Consider the following 15,674-nt stretch of genomic DNA (forward strand, 5'->3'; position numbering starts at 1 on the left):
AATTGTCTCACAACTTTTGCTATTTCTTCATATCGTCTTTGCTTTTCCTTATGGCTCTAGTATAGGTCTCTTTCAACTTTATTCCAATAAAAAATAAAGTGTTTTCAACTTTATTTTTACTTTATTTCTTGCAAATATATTGTTTATTTTTCATTTAAGAAGTACAATATATACAACATAGAAAACTTCTGCCTGGAAAATCTAAACATTTTCCACAGAAATCACTTTAAACTGGCAAAATCACTGTAACTTTATCCGGGAGGTGCCGCAAATGTCCATTACTGCCAAACAACTGGCTGAAAAACTGAATCTTTCACAGACTGCTGTCTCCATGGCACTGAACAATAAGCCTGGCGTCAGCACCGAAACCCGCCGCATGGTAGTAGAAGCCGCAGAGAAATACGGCTATGACTTTACCAGGCTTTCTTTAAAGAAAAATAAAGTCGGAAGCATCTATGCAGTCAGCTACCGTTCCCATAATGCCATCATGTCCTATTCCCCTATTTTTGACGCAATGGTTGAGGGCATGGAGTCCATGGTGCAAAAAGGCAACTACAAGCTGAAGGTCATCACCTTCTATGAGAAAAGGGACAACCTGGAGCATTATCTGGAAGATCTTCGAACTACAGATTGTGTGGGGATCATTTTATTTGGTACAGAAATGCGTGAAGAAATGGTTCGACCGTTTTTAAAGCTTCCTTTCCCGGTAGTAATTCTGGATGCTTACTTTGAAAATCTGAACTGCAATTATGTAGTCCCAAACAACCGCCAGGGAGCGTACCTGGCCACAGATTACCTGATCAGCCGCAGAATGAAACAGCCTGGATATCTGCAGTCTGCATATCCTCTTCGTAACTTTTCTGAAAGACTTGAGGGCTTTTATCATGCAGTCCATGCCAATGGAATGTCTCGTTCCCGCTGCATTATCCACCAGCTTTCCCCGTCTATTGATGGTGCAATGGCAGACATGCTGGCTGTGATCGACCGCGGCGATGCCCTGGCAGACTGCTATTTCGCAGATAATGACCTGATTGCAATCGGCACCATCAAGGCTCTGCGCCTGCGGGGCTACAAGATTCCGGAACAAATTGCAGTAGTTGGCTTTGACAATGTTTCCGAAGGACGCATTATTGATCCTGCGCTTACTACCATCAGCGTCCCCAGGCATTATATGGGACAGGTTGCGGCCAGAGAATTGCTCTCCCAAATTGAAGAGCCAAGACAGCACACCTGCAAAATCGAGGTTTCTGCAAATCTGGTTAAACGATTTTCGGTATAATGCCTTATTTTTCAAATAATTCTGGAATCTAAAGATATTTTCCCCTTCCTATATTAGGTTCCTGATATTTTGACCCGGATATCTTCAATTTATACTGACAAATCTTTACAGATATGGTATACTTACAATAAAAATCGGGAGGGGCATTTATATGGATGAGAAAGTATTAAAGTTTTTCAAGAAATATAATATCCATATTAATGATATCAAATATTTGCTTAGACAGAATAATAAGACTTGTATCTATACAACTGACGAACGTGTAATAAAAACTTTTATCACAGTGAAGGACCTGTTCAAGGAGCTTAGACCTTATAACTATATTTGCATCAATAAGGGAACTGTAGTTGCCAAAGAACAGATTAAATACATAGAAAACTGTACCTATCACATGCTGGACGGCACCTGTCTGGAAGGTCGTAAACGTGGTGCCGCCAGTCATAAACAGCTAAACAAAGCTTTGCGTCATGAGTTTTCCAAAATTACATCCACTGATGTCTGTACACGTTTCTCCGTATTGGATAACATGCCCCTTGCCTTTTGCGTGATCGAGCTTATTTTCAATGAAAACGGAGCCGGAATTGATTTCGTGTTTCGTTATTGTAACAAAGAACTGCTCTTTCTGGGAAAGAAAATGCCGGAAGAAGTGCTGGGGCACTCTCTCTATCAGGTATTTCCCCAAAATAATAAAAAGCTTCTGGCTGCCTATACCGATGTTGCAGTAAACGGTAAAAGCTATCACCTTCAGACATATAGTGTCCAGCTTCAAAAACAACTTATTCTCAAATGCTTCCAGCCTGTGGAGAATTTTTGCGCATGTATTTTGGTTCCGGCTGATGATTTTTTGAAATAGCAGGCAAAGGGGCTGTCTATTTCCCGACAGCCCCTTATATAGTTATGCTACTTGAAAATGGATTATTCAGAACCACTCCGATATCTTCATTCATGCAGACAGACTTTCTCCTTATTTCTTCCGGCGCATATGCTTCACCCTGGTTCAGACACACATAAAATGCATGTTGAAATGTGCTTGTCATCTGCCAAAACGGATATTTTATAATACCAGGAGTATTATATCCTACCCCAAGTTCAAGGAACACTATTTTCTGCTTTTTATGATCCTGTATAAATTTCTCGTACTTTTCTGCTGCCCGGTGCCATCCGTTATCTTCAACAAATGTCTGATCCGATCTAAGATTCATACTCATTGGCTTACCACAGCGCGGGCAATATGGAATCAGCCCCGCCGGAACCGTAAGCTTTATTTCTCCGTCTTCCGGTTTTTGCAGTTCCCCGTCTTTTATCTGAAATCCCTGACTCAGCACCATTTTTTTAATCTTGTCTTCATTGTCATAGGTTTCCTTATGGCAAGGCTCACTACATTGAAACAACCCATAATCGCCCTGTGTATAAAATATTCTGTTTTTATCAAAGCCGGCCTTCTGGAAACAATGATCCACATTTGTTGTCAGAACAAAATAATCCTTCTCTTTCACCAGATCATACAGGTTCTGATATACTGGTCTGGGAGCATTCATATAACGGTTGATATAGATATACCTGCACCAGTATCCCCAGTGCTTTTCCAATGTTTTATATGGGTAGAAGCCTCCTGCATACATATCGGAAAATCCATATTTCTTTCTGAAATCCGAAAAATATTTTTCAAATCTTTCACCGTTATACACAAAGCCGGCTGATGTGGAAAATCCCGCACCAGCCCCTATTACAACAGCATCTGCTTCCCCAATTTTTTCTTTTATCTGTAAGATCTTATCCGAGTAACTGTTTGTAGAGTCGTTCATCTTCCTCTTTAAAAACATTAAATATCACCTTTATCTTTGATTTTGTCTTTTCTTTATATTGCTTTACTGTCTGCACTGCAAGCTCAGCAGCTCTTTTATTTGGGAACATAAACACCCCCGTTGAAATGCAGCAAAAAGCAATACTCTTTACCTCATTCTCATCAGCTATCCTAAGACATGATTCATAGCAGGATATCAATAAATGCTCATGTTTCTTTGTCAGCTTTCCCTGTACGATCGGACCAACTGTATGAATCACATGATCACATGGCAGATTAAATGCTGGGGTGATCTTTGCCTGCCCTGTCGGTTCTTCATGTCTCTGTTTTATCATCATATGATTGCAATAGTTTCGAAGCTGAATTCCTGCATAGGTATGAATGCAATTATCAATACAGTCATGGCAAGGCTGATAGCAGCCTGTCATACCGCTGTTGGCCGCATTTACGATTGCTCCCACTCTAAGTCTTGTAATATCACCCCTCCAGATAGAAAGATCAGGTTGTACCTCCCTGATATCTGCCAATGTGACAGTGCCTTTCTTCTCATTTTCTTCTGAAAGGTACGCATCCTGAATCTGCAAAAATGCGTGGTCCATTTCCCCTGGCATTCTTATATTCATAAGCGATCTGAGCAGCATTCTCTGCTCGCCTGCATCTGATGGGATCTGCATATTCTCATATTCCGGTCGCTCTTTCAATAAGCCTTTAATTAAATATTTTCTTCTGTCATCCTGATTCATTTCCTGACCACCGCTTTCACCGGACAGTTTTCATAACAGTTTCCACAGTGCAGACAGTGCTCCTGCCAGATGACAAAAGGTGTTCCCTTCTCAATACATTTTTGTGGACAATGTTTTATACATGTCCCGCAGCCGATACAGGATTCCGTTATGTAATATCCCTTTTCTTTTACATTTACATTTCCCAGAATATATGTCTCCCGGAAAATTGGATTTACGCCAAGATTAAAATACTCCACTTCAGCCTTATCAATACAGAAAATAATTCCGATTTCTCTTGTATCCCCTGGATATACATTAGCAAGATATGGCTGTTCTTCAAAAATGATATCCATCCATTTTTTCTGTTCATTCTCTGCTACTGCGTAAGCCTTTCCTGACAAACGAATCATTTCTTTATATTTGGTATAAGCAAGAATCTGAACTCTGCCATCTTCCATTAATTCTTTACAAAAGTTTTTACCTCTGGCAGTGAAAAAATAGAATGCATCTGGCTCATAATGAATCGCACTGATATTCCGTATCTGTGGTGCTCCTTCACTGTCCACTGTCGCAAATGCAAGTACTCCCACCAGTTCCATTTTTTTCAGACATGTTACTAAATCCACTTTATCGCTCCTCCAATATCTCCCCGGTAATCTCATTTTTTGTCTTCCAGCACTGCGGATCTGCCCCATAAAAGTTACCGCTTGTTCCATTGGCAACTGCCGGACATCCCCGGCACCATGCCTTAAGTTCACATTTGCTGCATTTTACAAATTTATCATAATCTCTGTATTTTTCCATCTGACAGATCCAGACGTCTGCCAGTCGGTCTTCAAAAATATTGGCCACTTTACTGTCTGTCACCCTTCTGCATGCCATAATATCTCCATTGGAAGATATGGTAATATGACAGTTTCCACAGTTACAGCCACCATAGATCATTCCTGCCTCTGTACTCTTGGGAAGCTTAAACTGTCCCGTTTCATATTCATACAGCGTCCACAAATGATCCTTTTTATTAAAATAGGTCGCACATCCTGCCTTTTCATATGCCTTATACTTTGCATCACAGACTTCCAGAAGTTTTCTGTATTCTTCCGATGTCATGCTTGTGTCAACTTCACCACCTGTAGGCACATAGCGGGAAAATGCAAAAACCTTTACTTTCGCTTTTACAACTTCATCAATAATATCCGGTATCTCTTCCATATTTGTTTTGGATACCGTACTCATAATTACACTTTTTATTCCTGCTCTGTTCAGACATCCGATTTTTTCAATCGTCAGATCAAAACTTCCCGGCTTTCTGAACCAGTCATGAGTTTCTCGCATTCCATCAAGGGACATCTGGTACTTCTCACAACCACAAACAATGTGTGGAGACGTGTTTTTGAATGCCTGCTCTTTCGGCGCTTTCACGAAAAAACTGAATGACACTATCTTTTGTAAGATAATCCCCTGTCCATGAACTTGGGAACAGAATCCCTCTTGGCCTGCCACATTGAAACCAGTATTCTGTCAATATTTCAAGCGTCCGGTCTGCAAGCAAAGTATAACGGTCAGATCGGCTTTTTCCATCGCGGATGTGTATGGTTTTGTTCGTGCGTGAAATATCATCATAATGAAGGTGTGTGACTTCTGAAACACGAAGTCCACCTGAATACATAGTAGCGATCATAGCTTTATGCTTCAGATTTGGTGTAGCATCAAGAATAGCTGATATTTCTGCTTTTGTAAGCACCGTTGGTAACTTTCTGTCCCTTTTCATACGAGGTATGTCATCATCATCCCAATTCATCTTCAATACTTTTTTGTAAAAGAAGCGGATTCCTAAATGGTAGTGATTGTATGTTTCTGGTGAAATCCCAGAAAGTTTCTTTTCAGTTAGGAATATATCAACATCGTCAGTTGTTAATGCATCTATATCCTTGGCTGTGTGGTTCAAAAAATGAGCAACACTGGTACAGTATGCATGAATCGTGGAATCCTTGAGATTCCGTTTATTCGCAGCAGATCTAATCTGATTAAAAATTTCTTCGTACATAATAAAATCCTCCATGTAAAGTAAATCGTAAATGTATAAACACTGCTTACATGGAGGAGCATTAGCATAATAAAACTGCTTGCCAGAAAGGCAGCTCAATGGTATTCTTATCATAGGCAGTGGGGATGTCGATCCTGTTTGATTGTTGGTTGTGGTGACTTAACAATACTACTTGTAGGACTTGGTTTCCACTGCTTTTTATTAAGTTATAGAAAAACTGCGCCACAGCCTTGGCAGGCCATCGCGCAGCGATTTTGTTCAACTTGAAGTTATAGTGCAATCTTTTTCCATTTTCTAATCTTGGTTCTAAAGGTTCCGAACGGAGCAACTGTATTAACATGTATGAATTTGTATACTTCCCAGACAGCTGTTTTAGTTGCTTCGTCAGCCCATTTTCTCATATGTGGTTTAAATAATTCTTCATCACTCAGAGAATCAATCATTGCATAAATAGAGTTGATATTCTCATTCAATCTGTCTTTCAATTCTTGCAGTGACAGCTGAGCATATGTATCTGTAAACCATTGATATAATTCGCCAAGCTGATTCCACTTAAAATTATCCGAAGGAGTATTGACAGGAATACCCTTTCTTTCGTCTGATTCCCATTTAATAACAAGAGTTGTCCAGCCAACCTGATAAGCAAGATTTTCTGCCGGAGTTCGATCGACCTCATCAATTCTCTTATCTTTTAAATGCTCCGGAATATCATTAAATTCTGAAATATACTTTGCAAAGCTTTTATTTATCTCGTTTTTAAGCTCGTCTTTATTCTCATATGTTCTCAATAGTCTATCTCCTCAGCTTCCGATTTTCCAGTTTCAAAAAAAGGATTTTTCAAATTAGTCTTTGCAAATAACCCTTGAACCTTCACCATCAATTACAATTCCCTGATGGTTGTTAATAGGGCATAGATTCAAATCCGAAAACTCAGTCATTATTTTCTCGGTAACTTTCTTAAATGGTGCTGTAAGATAATGCGGAAGAACATAGAAATCAATCAAATCAAGCCCTGCATCATCTTCTTGTGAGTAGTCCTCCGGCTTTTCATCCATTTGCTCGATATATTGGATGCTTGGAGCGCATATAATTGCGCCTGCCGACTCGCCGATCATCAATTTTCCATTTGCCAATTCCTTTTTCAGCAACCCATCAGTTCTTGTTTTACGGAGTTGGTCCATAAGAAAGAAAGAATTTCCGCCGGTAAAATATATCACATCTGCATCTTCAAAAACAGACTGTATCGTTGAATAAGCCTCCGTTGAAATATCAATTTCAGTTACGATTGCTCCCAACTTTTTGAATAATTTTCGAGCCGAGCCGACATAACCGGTGTAGCCTTCACGCAACGAAGCTGTTGGAATAAATGCGACTTTCTTATTTTCAATTTCTTCCTTTATCAGACTTCCTACACTTGAAAAATGCGAACATAAAAATAGTTTCATCAATATTCTCCTTTATAAATTTATATTTCTGTTTGTTTTAAAAATGGGCAACTCCGATTGGAATTGCCCACTCATTGCACTAATTATGCGATTTTTTCTTGCTTGCACCGATTTCTGCATCAAATGATGTAAGTTTGATGTAAATCGCTGTTTTTTCAGTTTTTTATCAAATGAAGTACGTCCCGTCTATTTGGTAAAACGGTACATCTTTACATCATCTTAATAGAGCTTTGCACCTGCTGGAATATGGTCATCAACCATCAGAAGATGGAGCTTTTCTTCGCCTTCTTCTTCGTGGATAGCACTGAGGAGCATACCGCAAGAGTCAATGCCCATCATAGCTCTCGGTGGAAGATTTGTGATAGCGATAAGAGTCTTTCCAACCAGTTCTTCCGGCTCATAATAAGCGTGAATACCGCTTAAAATGGTTCTATCTGTGCCTGTTCCGTCATCAAGAGTGAACTGTAACAGTTTCTTTGACTTCGGTACTGCGACACACTCTTTGACCTTTACTGCACGGAAATCTGACTTGCTGAATGTGTCAAAGTCAACTGCTTCCTCAAATAAAGGCTCTATCTTTACCTTAGAAAAATCAATCTTTTCAGGCTCAGTTTTTACATTTTTTTCAGGTGCTTCAGAAGCTGTATTATTTACATCATTTTTCTTATTTACACCATCTAAGGACTTCATTGTCGGGAATTTTTTTGATTGCTAAGCTAACTCTTGTATATCCTTGCAAACCCTTGGAAAATAGGCTTTCCCGGATTCTATATACTTGGTCACTCTTGGACGTTTTTTTGACTTTTGTGCGTCTAAAAGATGTCATTCGCCTTAAAATACGTCTTTTTATTTTAAGACATGTACTGCCGTGTCAAACACTTCAATACTAGATGAGTATAGCATATTTATCCCAGTATGAATAGGTATATTTTCAATCTTCAAAGAGTTCAATCGCAGGACTCTTTTCTAAAAAATATCCATATTTTTTGATAATTTCTCAATTACTGATTTGGTAACATCTGGGTTTGCTTCTGCATATATGTTCATGGTAGTCGATACATCAGCATGTCCCATTACCTCTTGAATTACTTTGATGTTGGTTTCATTCTCGCAAAATCTTGATGCAAACGTGTGTCTGAAGATATGGCAGGAGAATCTTGGAATCATAACAGGTTCTCTCTTCTCCTTTTTAGCAGCCACCTCTTCTTCTGAATTATGTGTATCCACAATTCTCTTGATTGCCCGGTTTACTGCTGCTGGGTTATGTGGCATCCCAAATCGGTTTGTAAATACAAAATTGGTCATTCCATCCACATTCTCAACGCAAAAGCCTTCCTGCTTCTGTCTCTCATATTCTTCCTGAAGCACATCATATACCTGCTGCATCATAGGTATTCTACGATTACCAGCTTCTGTCTTTGGCAAAGATACTCTAAACTCACATTTATATGAATCATCCGCTCTCTGGTAATAGGTCAAGCTATGATTGATATCAATGATTCGATTTTCCAAATCAATATCATCCCAGCGTATCCCAATTGCTTCTCCTATTCTGCATCCAGTTCCTAACAAAAATACAAAGAATGGATACCAGTGATAAAAGAACGGATTCTTTGCTACATACTCCATGAATTTTCTCTGCTGATCCACAGTCAACGCTCGCCTTGTTTTTCTGGCACCACCATTACGCTTTTTTACTTCACAGTATGCTCCGTCTACCGGATTCTTCCTTATGATATCATCTCTGACAGCAAGTTGAAATGTAGGTCTTAGTACTGTGTTAATTGTCTCAAGCGTATTAATCTGTAATCCCTGATTATTAATCAAGTCTGTATAAAAGAATAACACGTCTGAGTATTTCACATCTCTTACTTTCTTCTTGCCAAATGTATCACGAATAAAATGATTCCATGTATACAAATAATTACTGTAAGTAGTGCTACGCAATTCTGTTTTAGTTGATATGTACCTGTCAAACAAAAAGTTTACATCAGCTTTTCCTGCGACATAGATATCAAGTCCATCCAACTGGTCTTTTTGTAACTGTTCTTCTCTTTCTCGAAGCCTCACCAAAGACTTTGCATAAATGGTTCTTTTCTTGCCTAATGGATCAATATATACATATGAGTATCTTCCGTCGCCTTTTCTGTAACCCTCACCCTTTCTTAATACTCTGCCTTTACCATCTTTTCTACAAGCCATTATTCTCTCCTTTCCGGAGAAAAGAGCCTGTTCTACTGATTAGCCTGCTGCTTCATTTGTAATTCAACACCCATTCTAATCAATTGCGAAATGGATAGATTATGAGTCTCAGCATACTCAACCATTATCTGGTATTCCTCTTCTTTGAATTTAACAGTTACCTTATGATCAAAAGGTTTATCTGCTTTTGGTCTTCCAGTTCTAGCCATCTGTATGCCTCCTTCATATCTTAGTCATATTATACTTTTGGTCTGACCGAAAGTCAATACATTTTTTCTCTCTTGGCTCATTTTTCTCCATACTTGTTTGTATTTCTTCTATATCAATGCGTCATTTCTCATAATTACTTATAAAACTCGTCATCTACAATATGGAAAGTCTCCAGATATTCATCAATAATATCCAGATTAACCAACACCAGCTGATTCACTTTATAACATGCCTTTGCATCCTTCGCTAACTGCATAAACTTTGACACACTCATTGAATACATCTCTGCTCCTTCTGAATATCTGACAAATCTTTTATTATTAGTCTTTTTAGTTCTGCTGTCCATTTGCTAACTCCTCCATTACCATTTTGCGAGCTACAGGTAACAGATCAAACTGTCGTATCAATGCTCTGTCTATTTCTTCTCTCACGCCGGAATCCTCAATGATAGTTCCACTTTTTGCTCTAATGCAGCCTTTTGAAATTGTCTGTGCATCTTCAGGCATAAAATCAGATATCTTACTTAATCCAAATCCACTCACATCCTTCGGATTTAAAATCACATGTACCGGAATATCCTTTAACTTACTGCTCAAAGGGACTACTGACACCTGTGGTGCACCATCATGATTACTGGCATCACATGAAATAATTATTCCTGGTCTGATTCCTCCCTGGATGCCATGTGGATTTTTTCCAAAATCTGCATACACGACATCAAATTTATTATACTTACCATATCTTCTTTTTTCTGTTCGTCTGCTCATATCTATGCTCCCTTCTTGATGTGCATATCCAATCTGCCCTCATCTACAGTCACCACAATGCCGCCTGCTTCAATAACCAGTCCTACCTTAAAATAAGCATCCGCAACACTGCTGGATATAGCTGCCATATTCGCAACAACTACTCCACTGATTTGCTTTTTGCGGATCATATTCACAATCTGATTCCACTGGCGATCAACATCTCTCTGCGAAAAGCCATTGCGTCTTATCTTTCCCACGATTGAATATTCTTTTCTCTTTACAAATTCATGTATATATTTGCTCTGCTTGTCTTCAAGCATATTTACTTTTTCCAATGGAGCCTGCACTGAAAGATATTCTATGCAATCCATCTTTTTAATCTTTCTTCTCATTCTCTGCCTCCTATGCTGACTTCAAAGCCTGCTCTATCATAAAATCAAATGTCTTTTCCAAATAATCCTGCTTATCTGCAGGTAACCGCTTTAGCCTCGAATCTAATGAATCCGGTGTACAGTCTATTGCAAGTAAGCTATTTGCGTCTGTTTCATAAACTTCCATAAGCATATACAAATTTTTCATGCTCAAGTTTCTTCCTCCTTGCTCCACCTGTCCAAGCGTCGAAACACTTATTCCGGTTTTAGCGGCAACCTCTTCAATGAGAAGTCCTTTGTCCTTACGGATATCACGAATCACCGGACCAATTTTATATCCTTCATATTTCATCGTCGTACCCTCCATTGTCCCGTGCCATTTCTCTAAGCATCTCTACCGCCGCATCTTCTGTCTCATACTGACCAAGCCACTTCCCACTCGAATCATGTACTACTGTACCAAATGCAGTCTGTGTAAATCTGCAATCCTTCACAGCCGGGACTTGTTTGTCCCGACCCGAAAGATTTCCTGCTGCTTCTCTACTAGAGAACTCCTTTAGCATCCGAAGTCCTCTGCATGAGATACAGTAATTGGCACCGGACCGACTTCAAGAGAATAGAGCCATATGCCCATATCAGTAATGGTATTCACAAATTCTTCCAGATCATAAATGTCATCTGTGATCTCATTCAGGCTTCTGACTACTACAACCTCAAAGTCTTCCTCTTTAAGTGTTGAAAAGAAAGCATTCAGACCTTCTCTGTCATAGTCCCTTGTCATTGAACGATCACAATACGCATCATTGATTATTACTCCATTAGGCATTGCCTGATCACGCATACTTTCAACCATTTGAACTACATTAAGTTCTGCTCTGCGTGACTTTACAAATGCAATACCCTTTGCAAGCTCCTGATTATCTGTACCTTCGTTTCCTACTACGTTAAAATCTCTTTTATTCATTTTGTTGTCTCCTTTACGATTTCGTATTGGAGAGTTTTGGCGCCTCCACTCTCGTGGTGTGCTGTATCTCAAGCACATGTTCATTCTAGTCTCTTACTGCTTTATTGCCGACCGTGTACAGGCGACAATTATGTCGTGTAAACACGACAATCACTTTCCAACTGACACGCTTTTCATCGCTTTCATCATTGCAAGGCACTGTCTTATCTGCAATTCATCCATATCTGAAAGAACATCCATTGCCTCAGATAACAGTTCTGAATTTTCTTCATTCTTTCCATACATTATGAAATCAACAGATACACCAAGTACGATTGCCAGATTATCTAATGTCTGTGTCTTAAAATCTCCACCATTTTCAATCGCAGATATTGCCTGTCTGCCTATACCTACTCTATGAGCTAACTCATCCTGTGATAATCCTATCGCCTTTCTACTGTCAGCAATTCGTAATCCTCTCTCATAATCCTTTTCTCTTGTCTGTGCTTTACTGCTCATAAATCCTCCTTGCCGCCCTTGGAAACGAACAAGTCGGATTACCTTTACAGCACTAAAAAAGACGCACGAGGAAACCAGTATCATAAATACTGTTCGTTTCCCCTGCGTCTCTGGTGCTTCCATCTTTTGATGTGCCCTTATCAGGTGGGCTATAATTTAATTTTCAATCGTTATATTCTGAAAGTTCCATTCTCAGAATGTTCCTTCATCATTCCCTCGGAATACTTCTTGAGTATCATCACTCGCTTGCATCTGTCACACTTAATTCCAATATTCTGAAGTGCCACAGCGGAATCATCACCGCATACAAAATATTCCATCATTAACTTGTTGCATTTTTTACATCTAATTTCTATAACATTTTCTTTGTTCAATTCAGTTCGCTCCTTATTCATACAAAATCATCAATCTACAATTCTGTACTCGTAAAGGAAAGGGAAATCACCTTTGCAAGCCTTTTGCCGAGAGTTCCGATGAATGTCTGCACATTCCCCGGCTTTGCTGATCTAAAGCCAACTGATATGAATTGTGCTGTAAGCACACAATCACATCAGGCTCCGGCTCTTTCCATAAACCACATATTGTTATCTTCATAGAAAAGGAATATTTCCTTTCCATCTACCACGCAGGTATAACGCTCTCCAACGCCACCAGCCCTTGTACTGGCTGCTCTACGCTTGTCTTTTACTCGTGTAATCTCATACTTTCTGCCATCTTCCCATGTTATCTCTTTGGGAATGAGCAGTCCGTCCTTTGAAAACTCTGCAAGTACATCAACATATACCTTATTGCTCAATGTAATCACCTTCCTTACAAGATTGCTATTGCTCTGGAAGCATCCATCTTCCTTGCTATATAGCCTTTTTCTTCTAATATTTTCAGATGTGCATAAACACTTGAAGTCGATGCCACCCCTACCATCTTGCATATCTCCCTGATAGTAGGAGCATAGCCATTCACACGCTGATATTGCATAATGCTTTCATACACATTCTGCTGCTTCTCCGTCAATGGTGCTCTGTCTACCAGATTAATTCTTGCTGCTTCGCTCATGTTCCGCCTCCCTCTTCTTTACTCTATTGGCACTTCTCGTTGCTAACCTGAAAAGTACCCATGTGGATGTACTGTGTGTTCTTCTTTTGCATTGACTGCCGACAGAATCCTGTCCCGGTACATGAGTCCCCTCTGGATACTGTAAAATCCAAATCTTCTGCGAATCTCATCCACAGCATTATCCATCTTCATCTGCTTTTCCCGTTTCTCCACACTTGAGAACAAATCTATCTGCTCCCAATAATTATCTGTTACCAGATCTGCACCTCTGACACCAACACTACGGATTGGCTTGCTCCAGTTATAGTTTTCCTTAAATATCTGATAAGCATATGCAGCTATCTCTCCGGTGATGTTTGTTGCATGGTCAATCTTTTTCTGACGGGTAAAAGAGAATAACTCATTATCCCTGACACTTATCTCAACCACTCTGCACCGGAATCCATTCTCACGAAGTCTTGCTGCAACACTCTCAGCCAGAATATAAAGAACAATCTTTACATCCTCATCGCATACTAAATCCTTTGGTGTCGTTGTGCTGTTTCCCACCGATTTGATTGGAGCGTGGGTATTCTCCAGCTTGACAGGTGAATCATCATAGCCATTAGCAAACGACCATAAGATACTGCCCATCTTTCCAAGGTGACTATTAAGCACATCTTCATCTGCCCTTGCAAGATCACCTATGGTTTTGATACCAAATAATGCAAGCTTTCTGTTCGTACTTTTGCCAACGTATAGAAGATCTGCCACCGGAAGTGACCATGCCTTCTGCTTAAACTCACTCTTATACATAGTTGTGATTGCATCCGGCTTCTTGTAGTCAGAACCCAGCTTTGCAAATATCTTATTGAAAGAAACACCAACACTTACTGTGATGCCAAGCTCTGACTTCATTCTCCTGCTGATTTCCTGTGCGATAAGCAATCCATCTCCTTTAAGGGAACTGCTCCCTGTCACATCAAGCCAGCACTCATCAATCCCATATGGCTCCTGCCTGTCCGTATATTCTGCATATATCTCATGTGCCATTCTTGAGAACCGAAGATATAAGTCCATTCTTGGTGAAACAAATGTTATGTCAGGGCAGACCTGCTTTGCCTGCCAGAGTGCCATTCCTGTTTTCACACCGTACTTCTTAGCAATATAGTCGGCTGTTAAGACAATCCCATGTCTTGCCTCCGGGTCACCGCCTACTGCCAGTGGCTTTCCTGCAAGCTCCGGATGATGCAGATGCTCAATCGAGGCATAACAACAGTTGATATCTGAATGAAGTATTACCCTGTCTCCCATCTTCATCACCTCCTGCATTTAATCTGTCACTACCATAACCTTTAGTCCAAGTATATGAGTAATGTTTCTTACAGGGCATAGTATAACCCCAAGAATAATCGACTGTCAACGGACACATGTGTCCTTTTTCCCATTATATTGGATTTTTAACTTGAATAATTGGCACTATTGCTATATACTATGGAGTGAAAAGAGACATTTGAAATCAACAAAATGAAAGAAAAGAGGCGTATGCATGTACTCAATCGGAGAAATCATTTCATCATATAGAAAAAAGAAAGGCTTGCTCCAGCAGGATCTCGCTGATGAATTAGCTAAGGAAGGTGTTACCATTTCCTACAAAGCTATATCTAACTGGGAAAGAAATCTTGCTGAACCAAGCGTTACCATATTTTACAAGGTGTGTAGAATCCTTGGTATTACTAATATGTATGAAGCATATTTTGGAGTAAATCCTGCTGATCCTTTTTCATCACTTACTGATGAAGGCAGGGAAAAAGCTATGGATTATATTAATCTGCTCCACGCATCCGGAATGTATGAAAAGCAGACTGCTAAGATAATTCCATTCCGAAGCATTGATATTTTTGAAAATGCTGTATCAGCTGGAACCGGTAACTTCCTTGTAGACGGACCGAAAGAGACTGTATGTATAGATGAATCTATCTTACCGGAAGATACTACTTTCGGTGTCCGTATTAGTGGTGACAGTATGGAACCTGAATTCCACGATGGTCAGATTGCATGGGTATTACAGCAGGAATCTGTTGCTAATGGAGAAATCGGCATCTTCGCTCTTAACGGAGAAGCCTATATTAAGAAATTACAAAACGATAAAGACGGAATCTTCCTTATCTCGCTTAATGAAAAGTATGCACCTATCAAGGTTGGAGAAAACGACCGCTTAGACATATTTGGAAAAGTTCTTGGAAAATCTGATGCTTCTGCTATTACAGGACATTACCGATAAATCGCAAGTCCTTTTTATTAGACACATTATTTTTCATAATTGACAATAAGAAAATATATATAGA

At 39.6% G+C, this 15,674-nt stretch carries 24 protein-coding genes; 3 read left to right on the top strand and 21 right to left on the bottom strand.

The features are described 5' to 3' along the window. Window positions 1-271: 271 nt before the first annotated feature. Together DWZ38_RS01215 and DWZ38_RS01220 are read left to right on the top strand one after the other, a co-directional pair. Complete coding sequence (locus tag DWZ38_RS01215) at window positions 272-1,279, top strand: LacI family DNA-binding transcriptional regulator (protein WP_117849499.1); 1,008 nt, start codon at window positions 272-274, stop codon at window positions 1,277-1,279. Between the two features lie 151 nt (window positions 1,280-1,430). Further along, window positions 1,431-2,132 (top strand): LytTR family transcriptional regulator DNA-binding domain-containing protein, encoded by a 702-nt coding sequence (locus tag DWZ38_RS01220; protein WP_117849500.1) that lies wholly within the window; start codon window positions 1,431-1,433, stop codon window positions 2,130-2,132. A gap of 34 nt (window positions 2,133-2,166) precedes the next feature. Here the strand turns inward: DWZ38_RS01220 and DWZ38_RS01225 are convergent, their stop codons facing one another. From DWZ38_RS01225 to dinB, 21 genes are all read right to left on the bottom strand, one after another. Beyond that, on the bottom strand, window positions 2,167-3,084 hold the full coding sequence (locus DWZ38_RS01225; RefSeq protein WP_347518463.1) for a Sir2 silent information regulator family NAD-dependent deacetylase: 918 nt from the start codon (window positions 3,082-3,084) through the stop codon (window positions 2,167-2,169). Beyond that, entirely contained in the window at window positions 3,053-3,826 is a 774-nt protein-coding gene (locus DWZ38_RS01230; RefSeq protein WP_117849502.1) for a protein-ADP-ribose hydrolase, read from the bottom strand. The genes DWZ38_RS01225 and DWZ38_RS01230 overlap by 32 nt, the downstream gene beginning before the upstream one ends. After that, a complete protein-coding gene (locus tag DWZ38_RS01235; RefSeq protein ID WP_117849503.1) occupies window positions 3,823-4,434 on the bottom strand; it encodes a 4Fe-4S binding protein in 612 nt (203 codons plus the stop codon). The genes DWZ38_RS01230 and DWZ38_RS01235 overlap by 4 nt, the downstream gene beginning before the upstream one ends. Window position 4,435: 1 nt before the next feature. Beyond that, window positions 4,436-5,158, bottom strand: a complete 723-nt coding sequence (locus DWZ38_RS22025; protein WP_243000106.1) for an SPASM domain-containing protein — start codon at window positions 5,156-5,158, stop codon at window positions 4,436-4,438. Window positions 5,159-5,168: 10 nt separating this feature from the next. Next, on the bottom strand, window positions 5,169-5,855 hold the full coding sequence (locus DWZ38_RS22030) for a tyrosine-type recombinase/integrase (RefSeq protein WP_178105245.1): 687 nt from the start codon (window positions 5,853-5,855) through the stop codon (window positions 5,169-5,171). Window positions 5,856-6,124: 269 nt separating this feature from the next. Then, entirely contained in the window at window positions 6,125-6,643 is a 519-nt protein-coding gene (locus DWZ38_RS01245) for a ClbS/DfsB family four-helix bundle protein (protein ID WP_117849504.1), read from the bottom strand. A 54-nt stretch (window positions 6,644-6,697) separates the two neighbouring features. After that, entirely contained in the window at window positions 6,698-7,300 is a 603-nt protein-coding gene (locus tag DWZ38_RS01250) for a Type 1 glutamine amidotransferase-like domain-containing protein (RefSeq protein ID WP_117849505.1), read from the bottom strand. A 219-nt stretch (window positions 7,301-7,519) separates the two neighbouring features. Continuing rightward, complete coding sequence (locus DWZ38_RS01260; protein WP_117849506.1) at window positions 7,520-7,990, bottom strand: methionine--tRNA ligase subunit beta; 471 nt, start codon at window positions 7,988-7,990, stop codon at window positions 7,520-7,522. Between the two features lie 276 nt (window positions 7,991-8,266). Beyond that, window positions 8,267-9,502, bottom strand: a complete 1,236-nt coding sequence (locus DWZ38_RS01265; RefSeq protein WP_117582150.1) for a tyrosine-type recombinase/integrase — start codon at window positions 9,500-9,502, stop codon at window positions 8,267-8,269. Between the two features lie 32 nt (window positions 9,503-9,534). Continuing rightward, entirely contained in the window at window positions 9,535-9,711 is a 177-nt protein-coding gene (locus DWZ38_RS01270) for a hypothetical protein (protein WP_004611640.1), read from the bottom strand. 134 nt (window positions 9,712-9,845) lie between these two features. Further along, entirely contained in the window at window positions 9,846-10,058 is a 213-nt protein-coding gene (locus DWZ38_RS01275; protein WP_004611639.1) for a DUF6462 family protein, read from the bottom strand. Further along, window positions 10,042-10,479 carry a type II toxin-antitoxin system PemK/MazF family toxin gene (locus DWZ38_RS01280; protein WP_117582148.1) on the bottom strand — a complete coding sequence of 146 codons (438 nt, stop codon included), beginning with the start codon at window positions 10,477-10,479 and terminating at the stop codon, window positions 10,042-10,044. The genes DWZ38_RS01275 and DWZ38_RS01280 overlap by 17 nt, the downstream gene beginning before the upstream one ends. Window positions 10,480-10,481: 2 nt before the next feature. After that, the gene (locus tag DWZ38_RS01285) at window positions 10,482-10,853 is read right to left on the bottom strand and encodes a recombinase family protein (RefSeq protein ID WP_004611637.1); all 372 of its coding nucleotides are present in this window, start codon (window positions 10,851-10,853) and stop codon (window positions 10,482-10,484) included. Between the two features lie 10 nt (window positions 10,854-10,863). Further along, the gene (locus tag DWZ38_RS01290) at window positions 10,864-11,184 is read right to left on the bottom strand and encodes a helix-turn-helix transcriptional regulator (protein ID WP_117582146.1); all 321 of its coding nucleotides are present in this window, start codon (window positions 11,182-11,184) and stop codon (window positions 10,864-10,866) included. Continuing rightward, window positions 11,174-11,326 carry a hypothetical protein gene (locus tag DWZ38_RS01295; protein ID WP_199412695.1) on the bottom strand — a complete coding sequence of 51 codons (153 nt, stop codon included), beginning with the start codon at window positions 11,324-11,326 and terminating at the stop codon, window positions 11,174-11,176. Before DWZ38_RS01295 ends, DWZ38_RS01290 begins: the two co-directional genes overlap by 11 nt. A gap of 62 nt (window positions 11,327-11,388) precedes the next feature. Further along, entirely contained in the window at window positions 11,389-11,796 is a 408-nt protein-coding gene (locus DWZ38_RS01300) for a recombinase family protein (RefSeq protein WP_117582142.1), read from the bottom strand. A gap of 150 nt (window positions 11,797-11,946) precedes the next feature. Next, window positions 11,947-12,294: a helix-turn-helix transcriptional regulator gene (locus DWZ38_RS01305; protein WP_117582140.1), complete on the bottom strand. Its 348-nt coding sequence runs from the start codon at window positions 12,292-12,294 to the stop codon at window positions 11,947-11,949. A gap of 170 nt (window positions 12,295-12,464) precedes the next feature. Further along, window positions 12,465-12,668, bottom strand: a complete 204-nt coding sequence (locus DWZ38_RS01310) for a hypothetical protein (RefSeq protein ID WP_226801081.1) — start codon at window positions 12,666-12,668, stop codon at window positions 12,465-12,467. A gap of 176 nt (window positions 12,669-12,844) precedes the next feature. Beyond that, the gene (locus DWZ38_RS01315) at window positions 12,845-13,099 is read right to left on the bottom strand and encodes a hypothetical protein (RefSeq protein WP_004611568.1); all 255 of its coding nucleotides are present in this window, start codon (window positions 13,097-13,099) and stop codon (window positions 12,845-12,847) included. 5 nt (window positions 13,100-13,104) lie between these two features. After that, on the bottom strand, window positions 13,105-13,347 hold the full coding sequence (locus DWZ38_RS01320) for a LexA repressor (protein ID WP_077326115.1): 243 nt from the start codon (window positions 13,345-13,347) through the stop codon (window positions 13,105-13,107). 42 nt (window positions 13,348-13,389) lie between these two features. After that, a complete protein-coding gene (gene dinB, locus DWZ38_RS01325; protein WP_117627418.1) occupies window positions 13,390-14,640 on the bottom strand; it encodes a DNA polymerase IV in 1,251 nt (416 codons plus the stop codon). Window positions 14,641-14,875: 235 nt separating this feature from the next. Here dinB and DWZ38_RS01330 point away from each other — a divergent pair, with 235 nt between their 5' ends. Next, on the top strand, window positions 14,876-15,610 hold the full coding sequence (locus DWZ38_RS01330; RefSeq protein ID WP_117627417.1) for an XRE family transcriptional regulator: 735 nt from the start codon (window positions 14,876-14,878) through the stop codon (window positions 15,608-15,610). The last annotated feature ends 64 nt before the right edge of the window (window positions 15,611-15,674 follow it).

It is taken from the genome of Ruminococcus sp. AF31-8BH, from assembly GCF_003460605.1.
In the GTDB taxonomy this organism is placed as follows: Bacteria; Bacillota; Clostridia; order Lachnospirales; family Lachnospiraceae; genus Blautia_A; species Blautia_A acetigignens.